Genomic DNA, 16,236 nt, shown 5'->3' with positions numbered 1-16,236 from the left:
ACGGCGCTCGCATAGTTAATGCCGGACCGTCGTCATGGGGAGTGGCGCCTGCGGTCCGGTGGAAGACCTCGAGGGGAGCACAGGATGCCCGGCATCCGTTCGGCAAGAGTGATTTGGGTGGCCTGCGCCGCGCTGTTGGCGCTCGCGCTGGCGCTAACGCCCTCATCCGCGGGCGCGACGTCGCGGATCAAGGATCTCGCCAATATCGAAGGCGTGCGACAGAACCAGTTGATCGGCTACGGCCTGGTCGTCGGCCTCAACGGCACCGGCGACACGCTGAACAACATTCCCTTCACCAAGCAGTCGCTGCAGGCGATGCTGGAGCGCATGGGCGTCAACATCCGCGGCGCCACCATCCGCACCGGCAACGTCGCCGCCGTCATGGTCACCGGCAATCTGCCGGCCTTCGGCACCCAGGGCACGCGGATGGACGTCACGGTCTCCGCGCTCGGCGACGCCAAGAATTTGCAGGGCGGCACCCTGCTCGTCACCCCCCTGCTCGGCGCCGACGGCAACGTCTATGCGGTAGCCCAGGGCTCGCTGGCGATCTCCGGTTTCCAGGCCGAAGGCGAAGCCGCCAAGATCGTGCGCGGCGTGCCCACCGTCGGCCGCATCGCCAACGGCGCCATCATCGAGCGCGAGATCGAATTCGCGCTCAATCGCCTGCCGAATGTACGGCTCGCGCTGCGCAACGCCGACTTCACCACCGCGAAACGCATCGCGGCGGCCGTCAACGACTTCCTCGGCGTCAAGACCGCCGAGCCGATCGATCCCTCCACGGTGCAGTTGGCGATCCCGGCCGAATTCAAGGGCAACGTCGTCGCTTTTCTCACCGAGATCGAGCAACTACAGGTCGATCCCGATCTCGCCGCCAAGATCGTCATCGACGAACGTTCCGGCATCATCGTGATGGGGCGGGACGTTCGCGTCGCTACCGTAGCAGTGGCGCAAGGCAATCTTACCGTAACAATTTCCGAAAGCCCGCAGGTCAGCCAGCCCAATCCGCTGTCGCGCGGCCGAACTGTCGTCACGCCGCGCACTGGCGTGAGCGTCTCCGAGGACGGCAAGAAATTCGCGGTCGTGAAGGACGGCGTCTCGCTGCAGCAACTCGTCGACGGCCTAAATGGTCTCGGCATCGGCCCACGCGACCTGATCGGCATCCTGCAGGCGATCAAGGCCGCCGGCGCGATCCAGGCCGACATCGAGGTGATGTGATGAACGGCATCGCCAATTCCTACGACAAGACTTCGCTGATCAACGGCCGCAAGGACCCGCTGCTTGCCGACGCCCTGACCAAGATTTCACCGGAAGCGCAGAAAAAGACACGCGCCAAGGCCGAGGAGTTCGAGGCGATGTTCCTCAACTCGATGTTTTCGCAGATGACCACCGGCGTCAAAGGCGAAGGACCGTTCGGTGACACGACGGGCACCGGCGTCTGGCGATCGATGCTAACGGACGAGTATTCGAAATCCTTCGCTAAGTCCGGCGGCATCGGCATCTCCAACGATGTCTTCCGCACCTTGATCCTCCAGCAAGCCAACCGCGTCGGCTGATCCAAAGGAAACCCCCGACATGAATCAGCATCCTCAGGCCAGGCCCGCACCGGCCCCCGCGCCAGCAAGAGCAATCTCCACGCCAACCGAGGCGCGCAAGCTCGCGGAGGAACTGATGGACGTGATGAGCGGGCTGCTCGGCATCATCGAGCGCGAAACCGAACTGGTTCGCGCCGGCAACGTGCGCGAGGCGATACGGCTGGAAGAGCAGAAGGGTGAGCTGTCACGCCGCTACATGGTCGCGGTCGAGAATCTGAAGAACGCGCAAAAATATCTGGCGCGAGTGTCGCCGGAACTGCTGACGACGCTGCGCCGCCATCACGACACCTTCCGCGCGATGCTGCAGATCAATCTCACCGTGCTTGCGACCGCGCACGCGGTGTCGGAGGGCATCGTGCGCGGCGTCAACGCCGAGATCCAGCGCAAGAACATTCCGAATACCTATACAGCTTCGGGACAACGCGCCGCGCCGGGACCGCGCAACATCACCCCGCTCTCGGTCAGCCGTTCGCTGTAAGCGATCGCGATCTTCGGTCCGTTACAATTTTCACTAAATTTGCGCGCCCGCATCAAAGCGGGATTCAGCGTATTCCCTAACACCGTGTTGAGAGGTGCCCGGCTATATTGCGATCGATGAGGGGTTGGATTTGACTCGCAGCAAGCCTGGAGGCTGCCATGAGTACAGATTTCAACATCAAACCGGTGGGGGCACCGGTTGCCGCGCCGATCGTTCAGCACGTGAGCGAGGCGGCACAACATGCGGTCGCAACCGAACTGCCGGCGAGCCAGAGCGTCTCGGCAGTCGACTCAAGCGCGCACGCCAGCACCGATTCCGCCGCGGTCCGCGTCTCTATTTCAAATCCTGCGGTATCGAACCAGGTCGTGATCGACCGCGATGCGCGCGCCGTGGTCTATCAGGTAGTCGACGTCAAGACGAGCCAGGTCGTGAAGCAGTTTCCCGAGGAAGCCGTGCTGCGCCGACGGGCCTATTTCCACACGCTCGACCTGACCAAGGACGCCCCGACGCGGCTTCTCGCAACCGACCGCAAGGCGTGAGCAGACTTCAGCCGGAGCGTGAGGCGTAGGCCTGGTCGAGATAGGTCTGGCCGCTCGCCGCATCGGTGACGACGTTCTTGACCTCCGCCTTGCCAAGCGCAGTGAGCGTAAACTTGGTATCACCGATCCGGAACGAAAGATCCTTGATCAGAACTTCCTGGAATTTATTGGTGCCGCCGCTCTGGTACTGCACCTTGGCGCGAAAGCCGGTGACGTTCGAGATCGTGAACTTGAACGTCTTGTTGTCAGGATATTTCCCGGTCCAGGTGCCTTCATAGAGCTTGGGATCGACCGCCACGTAGGGAGTCTTGGACGGAACGGTCAGTCCCACTGTCTTGTAGTTGGCCGATATGATGCTCCAGAGGTCAGCCATCTTGGCACACTCGGTCGTTAGCTGCGGCCGGAGAGACCAGCGGCGAGATTGCAATTGATGTCAATCAGCGACTTCAACTTGGCCGGATCCGGATTCAATTGCATGTCGACAGTCTGCTTCATCACAAAGACGCCGATGTTCGCGATGTTCTGCCGCACTTCGATCGGTTGAGGGTTCTCGTTCGCTTCGACGGCGCTCATGAAGATCGACCAGAGCCGGCGGTTGAACAGCAACGCATTGTGCATGGCTTTATCAGGGCCATTCCAGTTGGACTGGACTTCCTGGAGTTGCCGTGCGGCCTTCAGCAGCGCCTGCGCTTCAATTTCACGGGGGGACGTCGTCGTTTGCGATGTACGCGCGTAGGCTTGGGCTGCATTAGACATTCACTAACCTCGATGGGAGCGGTTGACCGCGGGACTGCAGAAACTGCCCAACTTTCATACAGGTTGCGCCTTTAAATATGGTTAGCAAGTGTTACCGATTGTGTCGGTAGTCCGGCAGAAATCCACATTTTCGTCAGCATGCCGGCCATCAGGTTCTGATGGAATTAACATCGAAGCCCAAATTCTCACCTTCGGTGCTTTTCTTCATGCCGGGATTTTTTCTCGAGCGAAAAAGTTTCGTGCGCGATCGACAGGTTCGAACCCCAAGGCTGACGCCTGCGTGCGCAGCAACGTCGAAGCGCTGGCCACGTCTGCAGCAACATTTTTAGTCGCCGGGTTGTCGATGAAGTTGGCGAGACCGACAGTGGCCGCGTTGAAGTTGACGCCGGAGAAATTCGCCGGGTTGGAACCAGCTCCGTATTCCTACTGGCCAGGCGCAAGAAAGCCCCGCCAAATGGGCACTATTCGCATGTTCACCATTGGTTAACCATCATCGGGAAGGATGCGAATCTGCCGGCGGGCAAATCGACAACGCGCCAAAAGCGCCAAACGGAGAACAGGCATGGCCTTGAAAGTCGAGCTCAAACCGCACGAGCGAATCATCATCGGCGCCTGCGTGGTCACCAATACCGATCAGCGCGCCAGGCTGTTGATCGACGGCGACAGGATTCCGATCCTGCGCGAGAAAGACATCCTCACACCCGAGACCGCCGACACGCCGGCCAAGCTGGTCTATCTCGCGGTACAGCTCATGTACCTGTCACCGGATCCGATGGCGCACCATCCAACCTATTTCAGCCTGGTGCGCGACATCCTCACGACAATGCCGAGCGCATGGCCTTTCATCGAGGGTATCAACAATTACACTCTGAACGGCGATCTTTACCACGCGCTGAAGGAAGCAAAGAAATTGATCGGCCATGAAGAGCAGATCCTGGAAACTGCCCGGAAAATGCAATCGCTCAATGAGCCGGATCGCAAATCCGCGTAGCCATCGCATCGCTCTAAAGTACAAAGGCCTCCGCGAGGGAGGCCTTTTTGCTTTGAAGCGAACAAGTTTCTTCAGATCGGCAGGAACTTGGTCAACGTGGTCTGGTACAGCATCGATGTCGTTTGATACGAGGCTTGCAGACTGGTCTGCAGCGCCAGGATCTTGGTCGCCACTTCATCCTGGTTGATGCCCTCGATCTGGTCGAGCATGGTCTGCGCCATTCCCTTGAGCTGGGTCTGGCGGTCGGTCGAAGCCTTGATGGCGTTCTGCGCGCCGGCGAACTCCGCCTGCATATCCTGAATCGACTGTTGGCCGGTCTGCGGCGCCAGGTTTGCCGAAATCCGCTGCTGCAGCGCATTCACCTGCGCCTTCGAATTCGGGTTGGCGGCATTAGTCGTGACCGCGGCATACACCGCGATGTTCTGCAACTCGTAGCGCAGCGCCTGCTCGTTGGCGCGCGCACCGTATTGCACCGTGATGGACTGGTCGATGCGCGCGATCGCCGTGCCGCGCGGCGGATCGGTGCCGACTTCGCCGGTGTACCACGAGACCGTGTTGGCGGTTGTGCCGCCGATCAGATTGGTGGCGGTGGCAAACGGCGGACCGTTCACACGTAGCGGCGCCGGATTTGCGCTCGCCGTGGCGCTGAAGCCCAGCGCCGCGAATGCGGCCGCGTTCGAACTGGAAATCGTCAGGCTCGCGCCGTCACCACCATGCAGCGCAATCACGCCGCCGGTGACGGTCGACGGTGTACCGGTGCCGGTGATCGAATCGATCTTGGCCAGCAAGGTCTGAACGCTGTCGGTAATATTGAGCTGGTTGCCGGTCGCGCCCGATGCGACGAAGGTGATCGGCGTGCCGTTGACGGTAATGGTATCGCCCGCTGCAAAGTTTACGGCCAGCGAATCCGTATTCGCAGCGCCGGAAAGCAGCGTGGCGCCAGTAATCGGCGCCGGCACCGTGTCCTTGTTGTTGGCCGCACTTCCAACGACCGTCGCCGATGGATTGAAGAAATTGTTGGAAGCCTCGATCGCCGAGGCGGCGACCAGCGCGGTGTCGCTCAGCGTCTGGATCGAGGAAGTCAACGCAGCCTGCAGGTTTGCCGTGGTTGCAACCGTATCGGCGCCGATCAGGAAGGAACCGGTGGGCGGCGGATTCGTCGTCGTCGCGGTCAGCGTGATCGCCTCGGTGGTGCCGTCGGGCAGATTGAAGTTGAAGGTGATCTTGTCGCCAACGTTCGGATTGACGGCGCCAAGATCGATCGTCATCGCCGGCGGCACGCCGGCCGGCTGCGTCACGGTTGCGCCCGTCAAGGACGAGGTGACGGCGCCCAGCTTCAGCCCGAACGACGAGCCATCCTCAGCGAGACTGGTCACCGTCGTCGTCAGTGGCGGCGAGGAAACCGTCAGATGCGCCATGTTGCCGACACCCTGATCGGCCTGACGGCGCTCGTTGATCAGTTGCTTCAGACCGGCCTGCGTACCCACGCCGTCGAGCATGACGTCGGCCGGCACCGTCGCTGATGTGTCGGTGGTGCGGCCGGAAAACAGATAGCGGTCGCCTGACTGGCTGTTGAGCAGCGACACGGCATTCGAGAACGCGGCCTGCGCCGTGATCTGGCCGGAGGTCTGACCGTTGTCGTTGAGCACGATGGTCGATGTGCTCGCAGCGCTCTTCACCGAAGTTCCGATGTCGACCAGGCCCTGCAGCGCCAGGTTAACGACGTTGAGCCTTGTATTGACGTTGGTTGCGGTGTCCTTGAACGCGTCGATGCTGCTGACCTGCGCGCGCAGGCTGAGCGCGAAACCGCGATTGGCCCCCTGCCCGGCATAGGTCGTCGAGACCCGGCCGCTGGCAAGCTGCTGCGTCAGATCATCGAGTTGCTTGCGGATATTGAGGATCGAGGTCCCGATGTAGGACGTCCTGCCGTTAACGCCATCGATCGACATGATACCCTCACATGGCCTGGATCAGAGTGTCGTACATCTGCTTGATGGACGACATCACGCGCGCATTGGCGGAATAGGCATTCTGCAGCGCAAGCAAGTGGGCCATCTCGTCGTCGATATTGACGCCGGAGGCATCTGTCACCTTCTTCTGCAGGGTGTTCAGCACCACAGACTGACCGTCGGCGAGTTGCTTGGCGGCGGTCGCGGCTTCGCCCTGCTGGCTGATGAACTGCTTGGCGAAATTTGTCAGCGTGCCGGTGAACGGAGCGCCGGTAGTTCCGATACCGGTCTGCGGGGAATAGCGATAATTCCCCGACTGCAGTTGCGTGAGAATGAAGTCGGATCGCGTGGTGTCGCCCGAAGGCGTCAGCGGGCTGGTGGAAAACACAATGGTGCGCGAGGGATCGCCGAGCAGCCCGAGATTGACGCTGATACGGCCGGCGAGACCCGTCTGCTGCGATCCGTTAGCGGTGATCGCCCCGGAAAAGAGGCCGCCATTGTCCGTGAACAGCGGAAGCTGTGGGTTGCCGCTGGTGAGCGACGACATTGTCGTGGTGACCGATGCCGCCAGCACGTCCGAACGGTTTGGCGCGCCGTCATCCAGCACGCGCAGGGTCGACCCCGACGGGTTTGAGAACTGCAGATCGCTCGCCCCTAGCGCGGCGTTGAGCTGGGAGACTACCGACGCCATACCGCCGGAAAAATCGATGCCAAGCACCTCGTCGTTCGGATCGAGCGTCGTGGTATTGCTCAGCGGCAGCACGCTCGGATCATCGACGCGCACGATCGAGAGATTGTGCGTGATGCCGGTGGTGTTGTCCTTGTAGGTGACGTGAACGACGTTGCCTGACTGCAACCCCGTGAGATCGAGATCATAGCCGGCCTGCGGCAGCACGGACGCGGGAGCGGCAGTGCCCGCGGTCGTCTTGTCCGACAGCGCGCTCGACATCGACGCCGCGAACTGGTCGATCTGCGCCTGCGCCTTCACCAGCGTGTTGTCGCGCAGCTCGAGATAGGCGGCGATCTTGCCCGAACGAATCGAGTTGGTCGAAACCAGGTCGTAGCTGCCGCCGTGCGGGAAGTTGATGGTGATGGTGCCGACGTTGTTCTTGGTCGGGTCGGGATTGTACAGCGTGTTGGGCGTCACCGTGCCCTGGGGATTGAACGAGAGCTGCGCCGCCTCGGTCCCGACCAGTTGCACGCCGGAATTCGTGAATACGGTCACCTGGTTGAGGTCGTTGACGACCGTTCTGATGTCCATCAGGCTCGACAACTGGGTGATGTATTGATCGCGCTGATCCAGCAGCGACGCCGTCGCCGCGTCCGTCTTGCCGTTGTTCTGGAGCTGATTGTTGATGAACGCGATCTGGGCCATCGCGTTGTTCGCCGTAATGACGGAATCGTTGATGCCCATCTCGGCGTTGGCGCGCAGAGCCTGGATCCCCTGCGTCGCCGCATTGAGCGTTTGCGCCATCGTCTGCGCGGCGCTGACGGCGCCGATCCGCGCTGACTGCGAGTCCGGGCTGGTGGACAGCCCCTGAAAGGCGGTCAACAGCTTGTTGAACGCGTCCTCGATGGTGCCGGTTTCAGCCGGATTTCCGTAGACGTTCTGCAAATTTTGGAGGTAGGTCGAGCGGATATCGGCATAGGCTGCGCCGGAGGTTTCCGTGCGCAGTTGGGTCTGCAGGTACTGATCGAGCTGCCGGTCGACGCCGTGGAGCAGAACGCTCGAGCCGTAATCGCCGGTCACGCCGGCGGACTGGATGATCGATTTCCTGACGTAACCGGGCGTTTCCGCGTTGGCGACGTTCGATCCGACCAGCGAGATCGCGGCTTGCGTCGCGCGCAGGCCGGACATTGCGGTGGAGAGAGCTTGACTCAAACCCATGACTAATTGCCCATCTCAAATCGCGTCGCGAACGGCGCCGCTAACTATCGCAGCACGTTCAGGAGATCCTGCACCATCGTGTTGGAAGTCGTGATCACCTTGGTGTTGGCCGAGTACGCCTGCTGAGTGACGATCAGCTTGGTAAACTCGTCGGCGATGTCGGTGTTGGATCCTTCCAGCGACGAGCCGACGATGGTTCCGGCCTTGCCGAACAGCGCCTGTCCGGATGCGTCGGTGACTTCGAATGCGCCGCCGTTAACGCGCTTGAGGAAGTTGGTGCCGTTGAAGGTCGCGACCGAGATTTCGGCGAGGTCGAGGTTGCGGCCGTTGGAATAGTTGCCGACGATGCGGCCGTTGGTGCCGACGCCGACGGACTGCAACTGGCCGGCCGGGAAGCCGTCCTGCTGGATCTGGTTGACCTGGACGTTGCCATTGGCATCCGCGAATTGGGTAACACCGCCGGTGCCGAAGTTGATGACGGGACTGCCCAGCGCGACGCCGTTGACGACGGCATTGGTGAGCTCCACGGACGGAATCGCCGGCGTCATCTGACCTGAGGCAGAGAAGGTGAAATTGGTGTTGACGTTTTGCCACGCGACCTGAGTGCCGGTTGCGTTGGGATTGACCTGGTAGAACAGGTTCCAGGTGTCGGTATGGCCGGCGCCGAGCGAGGCGCTGTCGACCTTGGCCCAGCGGAACTGCAGGTTTACCGGCGCGCCCGAGATGTCGTAGGTCGTGACCGCACCACCCGCGATCGACTCGGCGAGGAACGTCGAATTGTCGTTGCCGACGACCTGACCGGTGCCGACGCCGCCGCCGCCGCCGCGCGTCGCCGTCACGGTACCGGTAAAGCCGAGCGCGGCCCAAGCTGTGGTGTTTGAACTCGAGACCGAGAGATTGTCGCCCGTGCCGGAATGCAGCGTGATCGAGCCGGAGGCGATCGTGGACGCGACTGACGTTCCCTGGAGGAAGTCGATTTTGCTCAGCAGGGTTCCGATGCTGTCGTCGACGTTGATCTGGTTGGCGCCGACGGCGGTGCCCGACGCCATGAAGGTGAGGGTTTGGCCGTTGACCGTGATGGTGTCGCCCGCGACGAAGTTGGAGGAGATCGAGTCCGTCCCGGCCGCGCCGCTGAGCATGGTCGCGGCCGTGTTCGCAACCGACGGCGTCGCTTTGTTGTTCTGGGTGGTGCCACTCCTGGAGGCGTCGGTATAGGGCGCCGCAGGCGTGCCGAGCGCCAGCGGATTATGTCCGGCACTGTATGATCCGGGCACGATCAATTCCGATCCGGGAACGGAAACGTCATGCTTGGTCGTCAGCGGATAGCTGGCGAGGTTGGCGCGATAGTCGATCCTGGTGGTTTGCTGCGCCGGCAAAAAGTCGTTCTGGAATCTGAGGACCTGCGGCGAGCTGCCGGATGGGTTGCCGGTGGTCGGGTCGATCGGCACACCCTGCAGGTAATAGCCGGCGCCGTTGACGAGATAGCCGCTCTTGTCGAGCTGGAAGTCGCCGCGGCGGGTATAGCGGTCGACGCCGTCGAACACCGGCGTGCCGTCGGTGAAGTTGCCAGGCTTTTGCACCGCAAAAAAGCCGTTGCCGTTGATCGCCATGAAGGTCGCCACCGAGGCCGTCTGCACGTCGCCCTGCACCGAGTTGGTGGAGCGGGATTGCGTGGTCACGCCGCCCGCGAGTTGCGCGGTCGCTGAGGTCTGCGGAATCAGATCGAGGAAGGAGGTGTCGACGCGCTTGAACGCCGTGGTCTGTGAGTTGGCGATGTTGCCCGAGACGTTTTCCAATGCGTAGGAGTTGGCGCGGAGGCCGCCGACCGCGGTGGTGAGAGCGCCGAAGATACCCATGACATTTTCTCCAAATTCGATCCGGGCGGCTCGCCGGTCCACGTAAACCCAGGCCGCGTCGGGAGAAGATGTCGCAAGCGTTATGCCAAACAACAAAACCAATACAAATCAATGCTTTAAGAAAAAAGCCCCGGTCCAAAGACCGGGGCACATTTGCCGGGCGGGCAACAATTGCCTAGTGGTGGCCTTCAGGAGGCCGACGGCCCCGCCGGGTGGAACACCAGAGCAAACCCGTCGATGCAATAGCGCAAGCCGGTCGGTTTTGGCCCGTCATCGAAGACATGTCCGAGATGGCCGCCGCAGCGGCGGCAATGCACCTCGGTGCGTAGAATGCCGTAGGTGCGGTCCTCGGTCTTGCCGAGCGCATTGTCGAGCGGCTGCCAGAAGCTCGGCCAGCCGGTGCCGCTGTCATATTTGGTGTCCGAAGAGAACAGCGGCTGATCGCAGCCGGCGCAGGCGAAGATGCCCTTGCGCTTTTCCTTCAGGAGCGGGCTCGAGCCCGGCCGCTCGGTGCCGTGCTTGCGCAGGATTTCATACTGCTGCGGCGTGAGCTGGGCGCGCCATTCGGCGTCGGTCTTTTCCACCTCGAATTTCCCGGCGGCCTGCGCCGGCGTGGTGCGCAGCCAGCGGAAAGCGGCCAGGCCAAGCAGGCCGGCTACGGATGCGAGCAGGAATCGGCGGTCGAACATGGAATTCTCCGTGCGAGGCGGGCCTAACGGTTCGCCATCAAGTACGGCCCGGAAGCACCGAAGTTACACCGATCCGTCCCGGATCTTCTCACTTTCCTGCGAGGGAACGTCCGGCATCCTGCCGTCGCGGGCCTCTGCCGGCCGTGGCGGCTGTGGGCGCACGGGGCGCGGCGCGCCCGGCGGACGGCGCGGCGGCCTGGTTCCGGCCTGCCGGTTGGCCTCCGCCAACCGCGCCTCGCGCACCCGTTCCCGGACGCGGGCGCCTTCGCGGTAACGGGCCAGCGCGCCCGCCGCCGCGGAATGGCCCCGCCCCCACAGGCCGATCAAATGGCCGGCTACGCGGCCGGTGGCGCCGCCCGCCCAGACCAGTTCGAATGGCGAGAACAGTTTCCAGCGGTCCTCACCCCACAGGATGCTGCGCGCGATGATCTGCCCCGCCATCGCCGAAGTGTTCAGCCCGTGCCGTCCGAAGCCGCTGGCAACCCACAGCCCTTTGCGCAACTGGCCGATCTGCGGCATGCCGTGCACCGTCACCCCGACCGCGCCGCCGAACACGTCTGATATCGGGACTTTGCCGAGGCTTGGGAAGATGGTGGCAATGCGGCGCTGAATGACGGCGGCAAAGCGGCGCGGCCGCGCCTCCCAGGTGGTTTCCGGGCTCGCCCACATCAGCCGGTCGCCATCGATGATTCGGAAATGATCGATGCCGTCGCTGTCGGCCACCGAGCCCCTGAAGGTGATCACCTCGCCGAGCCGTTCGCCGAGCGGCTCTGTCACCGCGGCATAGCGCCAGACCGGCAGCAGCGTCTCCGACAGGCGGCGTAACGGGGCGCCGAGATGAACGTTGCCGGCCAGCACGATATAAGAGGCGCGCAGCCGCGCCGACGGCGTCACGATGCGCTTGCGAATGCCCGACGGATCAATGCTGACGACCGGGGTATCTTCGAAAATGCGCGCGCCCGCCCGCCTTGCCTGCGCGGCAAGGCCATGGATGTATTTGCGGCCGTCGATCTGGAACGCGCGCGGATAATAGATGCCGTGGAAATAGTGCGCCGTCCCGAGCTGATCGCGAACGCGATCGACCTGCCATCCCTCGACTTCGGTCTCGAAATCCTCGCTCAGCGTCTGCAGCCGGCTGATCAGCGTCTCGCCGGCATCGACGTTGGAGACCTCCAGTGCGCCTTCAGTGAGCGCAATTCCTGGCATCGCCTCTTCGGTTGCGGCGGCGCGAACGTAATCGGCGCCCTCCTTCGACAGCGCCCACAATTCGCGCGCGTCTTCGATGCCCACGCGCTCGATCAGGTCGCTGATCGGAAGACTGTAGCCCGGCATGACCGTACCGAGTTGATGGCCGGACGCATTCCAGCCGACATGCCGGCCTTCGAGTACGGCGACGCTGGCGCCGCGGCGCGCGGCCTCCAGCGCTACCGTAAGACCGGCAAGTCCGGCTCCCACCACGCAAATGTCGACATCCAGGTCGAACGAAAGACGCGAGCGAAAAGGGCCGTCGTCGGGGCTGTTGGTCGCACTTGAGAAAGTCTCGGGCATGGCGTTTCTTACGGCCGGCTGCAGCGCTTGTCACCTCGTCCCAGACATGAGCTTGTAGATTAGTCCAGACTAAGACCGAATCGAGATCGCGCCAATGCGCCGTTTGATGCTGCTGCGTCACGCCAAGACCGAACACGACGCGCCTTCGGGCCATGACCACGACCGCCGACTCGACGAGCGCGGCCGGCGGGATGCCGTCGCTATCGGAACCTGGATCGGCCGGCATCCGCCGTTTCCCGACGCCGTTCTGGTTTCGACCGCGGTGCGGGCGCGGCAGACCTGGGAAATCGCACGCGATGCGATAAAGGATGCAGTGCGGGAACGGCCGCCGAAGCCGCAGGTCGAACTGCTCGATGAACTCTACGGCGCCGAGCCGAAGCAGCTCCTGCGGATCATCCGCATGGCCGAGGTCAGCGACCCCGCGCGTCTGATGCTGGTCGGCCACAATCCCGGCATGCATGAGCTGGCGCTGATGCTTGCCGGCAGCGGCGACACGGCGGCGAAGAAGGCGCTCGAGGACAATTTGCCGACCGCGGGACTGGCGATCCTCGACTTTGCCACCGAGGACTGGAGCGAGGTGGCGTTCCGCCGCGGCAAGCTCGTGCGCTTCACCAGCCCGAAATTGCTGAAGCAGGCGCTGGACGATTGAGGCGCGCGGACATCCAGGCTCTCCCGTGCTAAGCTCGCTACGATGCAGTTTTCGAGCGAATTAAGACAAGTTCGCGTAAAAAGAAAGCGCGTCAAAACAAAGGGCTGGAGTCGGGTTCTGACAAATCAGAACCGGACGGCTGCAGCGGGAGGCTCAGATGTTCAAGTCGATTCTCGTGCCGATCGATCTGGCTGATACCGATCTGGCCAAGCCCGCGATCGCGACCGCCGCAACGCTGTCGCAAACCTGGAGCGGCTCGGTACGATTGCTCAATGTGTTGCCGATGACGCCGGTGATGCTTGCGGAATACGTGCCGGCCGATTTCGACGCCCAGCAGCGCGCGACCTCGGAGGAAGCGCTGGCGATCGTGGCGCAGGAATCCGGCATCGACGCGCCGCGCATTTCCACCGCAGTGCGGAAAGGCGGCATCTATCACGAGATCCTTGAAGAGGCGGCGGCGGTCAAGGCCGACCTGATCGTGATGACCTCGCACCGGCCGGCGATGCGGACCTATTTTCTCGGCTCCAACGCCGGCCATGTGGTGCGCTATGCCAAGTGCTCGGTGCTGGTGGTCCGGCACTAGTTGGAGTGCAAAGCACTAACGATCTCGTATCCCGGACTACGTGCAGATGCGCTTCGCGCGGTACGCCGTATGGCCCGGACACAAAATATCGAAAACAACCCCATGCAAAGTAGGACGACCCTTGCACTAGGGCGCAAGGCGGTGAGTCGTTTTGGTCACGACGTACGACGGCCCTTGCAGGGGATCGCGGCGCGGTGCGACAGGCCTGCTTACAGCAATTTGGCCCGATCGATGACCGGGCCGCTGCCATTGCAAATCGATGAGGACGAACGCGTCTCACATCATCCGCCCGTACATCGGATCAATGCTGCCGCGCACGGCCGCTTCAATTTGGCTGCGCTCGACCCCGATGTCGCGGAGTGCGCGATCGTCCAATTCACTTAGTGTTTTGACGGCCTCGCGGTGCGCAAAATGAGTAACGATGGCGTTCACCCAGCGTCCGAGCAGGCCGAAAAATCCGACCGGGCCCTTCCGGGAAGCAGGCTGACCTGCCGTCTGGGATATCGTCGTCATCGTTCTTCTCCTTGCTTGCGAGCGGCAAAGCGCTGCCGCCGGCGCAAACGCCGCCTAAGCGCTTGCACCTATTGAGTTCTGATTGCTTGCACCCCTCTCAGTGCAATCATGGGCTTGATGGGTTCAAAATGATCCGATACATTTCTCGGTGCAAGGAAAACATTGCTCTCGGTGCAATAATGTCGAAGTTCGAGTATTTGAAGCTTGCCGATACCGTCGCCGCCGAGATCGCCAACGGCGCGCTCAAGCCGGGCGATCGCCTGCCGCCGCAGCGCAGCTTCGCCTATCAGCGCAAGATCGCGGTCTCGACCGCGAGCCGCGTCTACACCGAGCTGTTGCGCCGCGGCCTGGTGGTCGGCGAAGTCGGACGCGGCACGTTCGTTTCGGGCGAGACGCGCCGCGGCATCGCCATGCCGGCCGAGCCGCGCGGCGCGCGTATCGATCTGGAAGTGAACTACCCGATATTGCCGACACAATCGGCGATGATCGCAAGAAGCCTTGCAGGGCTGGAACGCCCCGAAGTGCTTGACCTCGCGTTGCGGCACTCGACCACGGCAGGCACTCTTGCCGCGCGGACCATTTCCGCCGAGTTTCTCTCCCGCGAGGACTGGTCGCCGGCCCCCGATCAACTCGTCTTCACGGCGAACGGGCGGCAATGCATCGCTGCGGCGCTAGCGGCGGTGGTGCCGAGCGGCGGCCGCTGCGGCGTCGAGGCGCTGACTTATCCGTTCATCAAGGACATCGCCGTCAGGCTTGGCGTGACGCTGGTGCCGCTTGCGATGGATGAGTACGGTGTTCGCCCGGACGCCGTGCAGAAGGCTCACCGCGAAGCGCATTTGTCTGCGCTGTACCTTCAGCCGACGATTCAAAATCCGCTCGGCATGACCATGCCAGTGGCACGCCGGGCCGATTTGCTGCGCGTGGTCGAGAAGCTCGGCCTCACCGTCATTGAGGATACGGTCTACGGCTTTCTTGACGAAGAAACCCCGATGGCCGCTCTCGCACCGGATAGCTGCATCACGCTCGACAGCCTGTCGAAGAAGGTGGCGCCCGGCCTTGCCCTCGGCTTCATCGTGTCGCCGCCGCGGCTGCGCGAACGCGTCATGTCCGCGGTTCGATCAGGCGGATGGACGGCTTCGGGATTTGCGTTCGCCGCCGGACAACGATTGATGGCGGACGGCACGGTTGCCGAGCTGTCACGCCTGAAACGCATCGATGCGGCACGGCGCCAGCAGATGGCGGCCAAATACCTCGCCGGATTCGATGTTCAGGCCAACGTCAAATCCTACCATCTCTGGCTGACCTTGCCCCAGCACTGGCGCTCGCAGACATTCGTCGCGGCCGCGGCCCGGCGCGACATCGCGCTGACCCCTTCGACCACCTTCGCCGTAAGTCCAGGCCACGCCCCCAACGCGGTCCGCCTGGCGCTCGGCGCCCCCAGCACCGAACAGCTCGAGCTGGCGCTACGAACGTTGTCGGGAATGCTGACGGCGAAAGAAGACGTCGATACGACCGAGTAAAACTATCGCTCGCCTGCCGGGCTTGCTGGCCATTCCGCGATGAAGCCCCTCGCCTTGTACGGCTCGATCTTGTCCCATTCGTGGAGCATGCGGCGGCTGAATTCGGCGTCGGTGTGCCAGAGCGCCCGCGGCGTTGCGAAGCTGTCGACCATGACCAGCATCTTCTCCACTTCCGGCCAGTGCCGGTGCAGCGTCATCGGATAGCGGCGCGCGGTCCAGGTATTGCCGAGACAGATCACGCTGCGGATTTTGGCAAGGCCGAGCGCAGCGTCGATGATCGGCAGCGAAAGGATCACGTTTTCGCCGGTGTTCATCGCGCGGTCCTCTCTCAGGATGATATCGGCCGGAACGCCCCGCGCGATCATGGCACCCGCAATGACCTCGCATTCCGAGAGATCCGATCCCGGCGTCACGCCGCCGCTCACGATCGCCCAGCGAAAATATCCGTCGTGCCACAGCCTGCAGGCTTCATCAACGCGCTCCTCGACATCCTCGCGCGTTCCGAATACGAACAGCAGATCGGCCGGCCGTAACGGCGTCTCGATCAGATGCCGCGTGTTGATCGCGGCAATCTCGGCGTCAGTTGGCGATCGCCTGTTTCGATCTGTCACGGCAGTTCGTCTGATAGCGAAAACGGTCCGATCATGATGCCGCGCGTCACGCGTCCGGCGAAGTCACATTTCAT

Annotated in this window: 18 protein-coding genes; 9 read left to right on the top strand and 9 right to left on the bottom strand. The window is 62.7% G+C overall.

The genetic code is table 11. The features are described 5' to 3' along the window. Positions 1 to 84 precede the first annotated feature (84 nt). The 4 genes from YUO_RS0118415 (at position 85) to YUO_RS0118400 (ending at position 2,609) form a co-directional block, all read left to right on the top strand. Positions 85 to 1,215, top strand: coding sequence for a flagellar basal body P-ring protein FlgI (locus YUO_RS0118415; RefSeq protein WP_028348620.1), 1,131 nt, complete (start codon positions 85 to 87; stop codon positions 1,213 to 1,215). Beyond that, complete coding sequence (flgJ, locus tag YUO_RS0118410) at positions 1,215 to 1,553, top strand: flagellar assembly peptidoglycan hydrolase FlgJ (protein WP_035727002.1); 339 nt, start codon at positions 1,215 to 1,217, stop codon at positions 1,551 to 1,553. Before YUO_RS0118415 ends, flgJ begins: the two co-directional genes overlap by 1 nt. Positions 1,554 to 1,572: 19 nt before the next feature. Continuing rightward, positions 1,573 to 2,070 (top strand): hypothetical protein, encoded by a 498-nt coding sequence (locus YUO_RS0118405; protein WP_028348618.1) that lies wholly within the window; start codon positions 1,573 to 1,575, stop codon positions 2,068 to 2,070. 158 nt (positions 2,071 to 2,228) lie between these two features. Continuing rightward, on the top strand, positions 2,229 to 2,609 hold the full coding sequence (locus YUO_RS0118400; protein WP_028348617.1) for a hypothetical protein: 381 nt from the start codon (positions 2,229 to 2,231) through the stop codon (positions 2,607 to 2,609). A gap of 7 nt (positions 2,610 to 2,616) precedes the next feature. On the opposite strand, the gene YUO_RS0118395 is transcribed toward YUO_RS0118400, so the two are convergent. Both YUO_RS0118395 and flaF read right to left on the bottom strand, forming a co-directional pair. Then, on the bottom strand, positions 2,617 to 2,982 hold the full coding sequence (locus YUO_RS0118395; protein ID WP_028348616.1) for a hypothetical protein: 366 nt from the start codon (positions 2,980 to 2,982) through the stop codon (positions 2,617 to 2,619). A 17-nt stretch (positions 2,983 to 2,999) separates the two neighbouring features. After that, positions 3,000 to 3,365, bottom strand: coding sequence for a flagellar biosynthesis regulator FlaF (gene flaF / locus YUO_RS0118390; protein WP_028348615.1), 366 nt, complete (start codon positions 3,363 to 3,365; stop codon positions 3,000 to 3,002). Between the two features lie 88 nt (positions 3,366 to 3,453). Between flaF and YUO_RS46280 the strand changes: the two genes are divergently transcribed. Further along, positions 3,454 to 3,852 carry a hypothetical protein gene (locus YUO_RS46280; RefSeq protein WP_156908672.1) on the top strand — a complete coding sequence of 133 codons (399 nt, stop codon included), beginning with the start codon at positions 3,454 to 3,456 and terminating at the stop codon, positions 3,850 to 3,852. A gap of 75 nt (positions 3,853 to 3,927) precedes the next feature. Further along, positions 3,928 to 4,356 (top strand): flagellar biosynthesis repressor FlbT, encoded by a 429-nt coding sequence (flbT, locus tag YUO_RS0118385; RefSeq protein ID WP_028348614.1) that lies wholly within the window; start codon positions 3,928 to 3,930, stop codon positions 4,354 to 4,356. A 71-nt stretch (positions 4,357 to 4,427) separates the two neighbouring features. On the opposite strand, the gene YUO_RS0118380 is transcribed toward flbT, so the two are convergent. The 5 genes from YUO_RS0118380 to YUO_RS0118360 form a co-directional block, all read right to left on the bottom strand. Continuing rightward, positions 4,428 to 6,305: a flagellar protein gene (locus YUO_RS0118380; protein WP_028348613.1), complete on the bottom strand. Its 1,878-nt coding sequence runs from the start codon at positions 6,303 to 6,305 to the stop codon at positions 4,428 to 4,430. A 7-nt stretch (positions 6,306 to 6,312) separates the two neighbouring features. Then, positions 6,313 to 8,193: a flagellar hook-associated protein FlgK gene (flgK, locus tag YUO_RS0118375; protein ID WP_028348612.1), complete on the bottom strand. Its 1,881-nt coding sequence runs from the start codon at positions 8,191 to 8,193 to the stop codon at positions 6,313 to 6,315. Positions 8,194 to 8,237: 44 nt separating this feature from the next. Further along, positions 8,238 to 10,049 carry a flagellar hook-basal body complex protein gene (locus YUO_RS0118370; RefSeq protein ID WP_028348611.1) on the bottom strand — a complete coding sequence of 604 codons (1,812 nt, stop codon included), beginning with the start codon at positions 10,047 to 10,049 and terminating at the stop codon, positions 8,238 to 8,240. A gap of 188 nt (positions 10,050 to 10,237) precedes the next feature. Beyond that, positions 10,238 to 10,738 carry a peptide-methionine (R)-S-oxide reductase MsrB gene (gene msrB / locus YUO_RS0118365; protein ID WP_028348610.1) on the bottom strand — a complete coding sequence of 167 codons (501 nt, stop codon included), beginning with the start codon at positions 10,736 to 10,738 and terminating at the stop codon, positions 10,238 to 10,240. 63 nt (positions 10,739 to 10,801) lie between these two features. After that, positions 10,802 to 12,286 (bottom strand): NAD(P)/FAD-dependent oxidoreductase, encoded by a 1,485-nt coding sequence (locus tag YUO_RS0118360; protein ID WP_028348609.1) that lies wholly within the window; start codon positions 12,284 to 12,286, stop codon positions 10,802 to 10,804. Between the two features lie 94 nt (positions 12,287 to 12,380). On the opposite strand from YUO_RS0118360, the gene YUO_RS0118355 reads away from it, so the two are divergent. Then, complete coding sequence (locus YUO_RS0118355) at positions 12,381 to 12,935, top strand: SixA phosphatase family protein (RefSeq protein WP_028348608.1); 555 nt, start codon at positions 12,381 to 12,383, stop codon at positions 12,933 to 12,935. 157 nt (positions 12,936 to 13,092) lie between these two features. Continuing rightward, complete coding sequence (locus YUO_RS0118350) at positions 13,093 to 13,518, top strand: universal stress protein (protein WP_028348607.1); 426 nt, start codon at positions 13,093 to 13,095, stop codon at positions 13,516 to 13,518. Positions 13,519 to 13,794: 276 nt separating this feature from the next. On the opposite strand, the gene YUO_RS0118345 is transcribed toward YUO_RS0118350, so the two are convergent. Next, positions 13,795 to 14,031 (bottom strand): DUF1127 domain-containing protein, encoded by a 237-nt coding sequence (locus tag YUO_RS0118345; protein ID WP_028348606.1) that lies wholly within the window; start codon positions 14,029 to 14,031, stop codon positions 13,795 to 13,797. A 179-nt stretch (positions 14,032 to 14,210) separates the two neighbouring features. Here YUO_RS0118345 and YUO_RS0118340 point away from each other — a divergent pair, with 179 nt between their 5' ends. Continuing rightward, the gene (locus tag YUO_RS0118340; protein WP_028348605.1) at positions 14,211 to 15,551 is read left to right on the top strand and encodes an aminotransferase-like domain-containing protein; all 1,341 of its coding nucleotides are present in this window, start codon (positions 14,211 to 14,213) and stop codon (positions 15,549 to 15,551) included. A gap of 2 nt (positions 15,552 to 15,553) precedes the next feature. Here YUO_RS0118340 and YUO_RS0118335 read toward each other — a convergent pair whose 3' ends face one another. Continuing rightward, complete coding sequence (locus tag YUO_RS0118335; protein WP_028348604.1) at positions 15,554 to 16,162, bottom strand: YdcF family protein; 609 nt, start codon at positions 16,160 to 16,162, stop codon at positions 15,554 to 15,556. Positions 16,163 to 16,236: the final 74 nt, after the last annotated feature.

Source organism: Bradyrhizobium murdochi, assembly GCF_000472965.1.
GTDB classification, from domain to species: Bacteria; Pseudomonadota; Alphaproteobacteria; order Rhizobiales; family Xanthobacteraceae; genus Bradyrhizobium; species Bradyrhizobium murdochi.
Note: the sequence above shows the minus strand (reverse complement) of the source record. Positions and strands in the feature narration are given on the sequence as shown.